Source organism: Oscillibacter sp. KLE 1728, assembly GCF_934833455.1.
In the GTDB taxonomy this organism is placed as follows: domain Bacteria; phylum Bacillota; class Clostridia; order Oscillospirales; family Oscillospiraceae; genus Oscillibacter; species Oscillibacter welbionis.
This window is the reverse complement of the sequence record NZ_CAKVVF010000128.1, coordinates 1-3,067: the sequence shown is the minus strand read 5'-3', so window position 1 is coordinate 3,067 and position 3,067 is coordinate 1. Positions and strand designations below refer to the sequence as shown.

General features: G+C 64.6%; 5 protein-coding genes. 3 read left to right on the top strand and 2 right to left on the bottom strand.

Annotated features, from left to right (window positions below; translation table 11 throughout):
• Together QVE23_RS11055 and hprK are read right to left on the bottom strand one after the other, a co-directional pair.
• Positions 1–513 (bottom strand): ROK family protein (locus QVE23_RS11055; protein WP_502919096.1); only part of this gene is annotated, 513 nt, incomplete at its 3' end.
• A complete protein-coding gene (gene hprK, locus QVE23_RS10645) occupies positions 510–1,451 on the bottom strand; it encodes an HPr(Ser) kinase/phosphatase (protein ID WP_119310931.1) in 942 nt (313 codons plus the stop codon). The genes QVE23_RS11055 and hprK, both read right to left, overlap by 4 nt.
• A gap of 309 nt (positions 1,452–1,760) precedes the next feature.
• On the opposite strand from hprK, the gene crcB reads away from it, so the two are divergent.
• The 3 genes from crcB (at position 1,761) to QVE23_RS10630 (ending at position 3,027) form a co-directional block, all read left to right on the top strand.
• Positions 1,761–2,126, top strand: coding sequence for a fluoride efflux transporter CrcB (gene crcB, locus QVE23_RS10640; protein WP_036631394.1), 366 nt, complete (start codon positions 1,761–1,763; stop codon positions 2,124–2,126).
• A 136-nt stretch (positions 2,127–2,262) separates the two neighbouring features.
• Positions 2,263–2,451, top strand: a complete 189-nt coding sequence (gene rpmB / locus QVE23_RS10635; protein ID WP_021752119.1) for a 50S ribosomal protein L28 — start codon at positions 2,263–2,265, stop codon at positions 2,449–2,451.
• A gap of 75 nt (positions 2,452–2,526) precedes the next feature.
• Positions 2,527–3,027 (top strand): GNAT family N-acetyltransferase, encoded by a 501-nt coding sequence (locus QVE23_RS10630; protein WP_287968196.1) that lies wholly within the window; start codon positions 2,527–2,529, stop codon positions 3,025–3,027.
• Positions 3,028–3,067 lie beyond the last annotated feature (40 nt).

The following is a 3,067-nucleotide window of genomic DNA, read 5'->3' as shown; positions in this document are numbered from 1 at the left end:
GGGGCAGGGCTCTCCTCCGGCATGGAGCACCATGTGCCCCGCCTCGCTGGAGGATTCGCCGCCCCGCAGACGGCCGTCCAGAATGATTCCGGCCCCCAGGCCGGTGCCCAGGGTCAGCACCACGAAGTCCCGCAGACCCCGGCCCGCGCCCTGGAAATACTCCCCTACGGCAGCACAGTCCGCGTCGTTGCCCAGCAGCACCGGCAGGTCCAGCCGCCGGCGGAACAAGGCCGCCAGATCCGTCCGCTCCAGGGGGATGTTGGTGGTGTACAGCACCTCTCCGCCGGAGACGGCCCCCGGCAGGCCGATGCCCACGCCCTCCGCGTCCCCGGGCACCGCTCCGGCGGTGGAGAGCACCTCCGCCGCCAGATCCGCCAGGTCCGCCGCAAAGGTCTCCGCCCCCCGGAAGTCCAGGGGGCGGCGCGCCGCCGCCAGAAGGCGGCCCGTCTCGTCCGTCAGGCCCGCCTTCAGGTTGGTGCCGCCCACGTCGATACCGATGAAGAATCCGCTCATTTCTGTTTCCGGCTGCCCTGCTCCGCCCGCAGGTCCACCCGCTGGGCCAGCTCCTGGGCGGCGTTGAAGCCGTAACGCCGGTGGCGGTTGTTCATGGCCGCCACCTCCACGATGCTGGCCAGGTTCCGGCCCGGCCGCACCGGGATGGTGACGCAGGGGATCTCCACGCCCATGATGTCGATGTGGTGATCCTCAATGCCCAGCCGGTCATAAAACTTCGTCTCGTCCCACTGCTCGAACTGGACCACCAGGTCGATCCGGGATTCCTCCATGATGGCGCTCATGCCGAAGAGCTGGCGCACGTCGATGACGCCGATGCCCCGCAGCTCGATATAATGGCGGATCACCTCCGGCGCAGTGCCGATCAGCTGGTTGGAGATGCGGCGGATCTCCACCGCGTCATCCGCCACCAGCCGGTGGCCCCGCATGATGAGCTCAATGGCGGACTCGCTCTTGCCGATGCCGGAGTCGCCGGTAATCATCACGCCCTCGCCGGAGATGTCCAGCAGTACGCCGTGGCGGGTGACGCAGGGCGCCAGCACCCGGTTCAGATACTCGATGGTGTGGCTGGTGAACTCCACGGTGGTCTCCTCGGTCCGCAGTAGCGTCCGCTCGTGGACCCGGGCGCTCTCCAGGCACTCCGGGAAGCAGTCCAGCCCCCGGGAGATCACCAGGGCCGGGATGTCGTAAAGAAACAGGTCGTCGAAGCACTTGCGCCGCTGCTCCGTCGTCAACCCCTTGAGATAGGTGATCTCCGCCTTGCCCAGCACCTGGAGGCGGCGGGGGTCAAAGTAGTCGTAGAAGCTATGAAACTGGAGGCCGGGACGGTTCACGTCCGTGATAGTGAGCAGCGCCGTGTCATAGTCGCTGCCCCTGTTCAGCACCTCCAGATTGAAGAGGGTGACCAGCTCCGAGATCTTCAGGCCATGTTCTTGCATCGTGTCCTCCCCTTTTCTTGCGGCGCCCGGGACTGGGACGCCGGTTTTCTCCCAGGCCGGGCCCACGCCCGGCGCGGTGGATGGATCGCCGCACCCGCGCTCCGGTGTGCGGAAGTAACTCTATTATATATGAATCTCACCGCTTGCGCAACACCCAGCCGCCGGTTTCCCGGTCGGGCCCTGTGCCCGCGGCCGAATCCGGCCGGTCTGTCGGAGCGGGGCGGGCTCTTGCCTCCGGCCGCCGGTTGTGTTACCATAGGTGCGGCCGGTGGTATTTCCACAGATGACATGAAAAGGAGCGTGGCGTCCATGCTGAACTGTATTGCCGTGGGGCTTGGGGGATTCCTGGGGTCCGTGTGCCGTTATCTGGCTGGGCAGATTCCACTGGGAAGGGACTGGGGCTTTCCCGTCCGGACGCTTGCCATCAACCTGATCGGCTCCTTTCTCATCGGCGCCGTCACGGCGCTGGCCCTGAAGCGGGCCGCCCCCGACCCCAGGCTGGTGCTCTTCCTGAAGGCAGGGGTGTGCGGGGGCTTCACCACCTTCTCCTCTTTTGCCCTGGAAACCGGAGATCTTCTGCAAAGCGGGCGCACGGCGGCGGCCCTGCTCTATGCGGCGGCAAGCCTGATCCTCGGCGTTGCGGCGGTATTTGCCGGGGAAGCGGCGGTGCGCTGACGCCCCCTTGGCGTACAGTTGAAAAAAGCTTGTGTTTTTTTGAAAATTTTACTTGCATTTTCAAAACTTTTCTGTTATGATACCAGTTGTGCCTGCAGATGGCATGGAAGTACGCAACAGCAAGGAGGTGCAACGGATGGCTAAGTGCGAGTTCTGCGATAAGGGCGTTACGTTCGGCATCAAGGTCTCTCACTCTCATCGGCGTTCCAATCGGATGTGGAAGCCCAATGTGAAGCGTGTGAAGGCAATTGTCGACGGCTCTCCCCGCCATGTGTATGTTTGTACCCGGTGTATGCGTTCCGGCAAGGTCACCAGAGCGGTCTGACATGGACAAACGAAATCCCGAACCACCCGGTTCGGGATTTTTTGCTGTATATTCGCAGTCTCAGAAAGGAGCCGTATGGAACAGCCCATTCTCCCCCTGCGGGACGCGCCCGTCCTGGCGGACGCGGCCGCCGTCTGGTTCAGCCGCCGCTGGGGAATCCCGGCGGAGTCCTACCGGGAGAGCATGGAGCAGTGCCTCCGCCGGAAGGCGCCGGTTCCCCAGTGGTACGTGGTCCGGGACGGCGGGCGCCTGCTGGCCGGGGCCGGCGTCATCGCAAACGACTTCCACGACCGGAAGGACCTGACGCCCAATCTCTGCGCCCTGTTTGTGGAGCCCCCCTGGCGGGGCCGCGGGACCGCCGGGCGCCTGCTGGACTTCATCCGGCGGGACCTGGGCGCCATGGGGATCCCCCGGCTCTACCTGGTGACGGACCACACCGCCTTTTACGAGCGGTACGGCTGGACGTTTCTGACCATGGTCACCGGGGACGACCATCTCCCGGAGCGGATGTATACCGCCCCCACCCTGCCCCCCGCGTCCAGCGCCCGTGTGCCGCCGGACCGGAAATGTCAATAGTAAATGCGAAAAAAATATAAAAATTTATTTTTAGGGCATC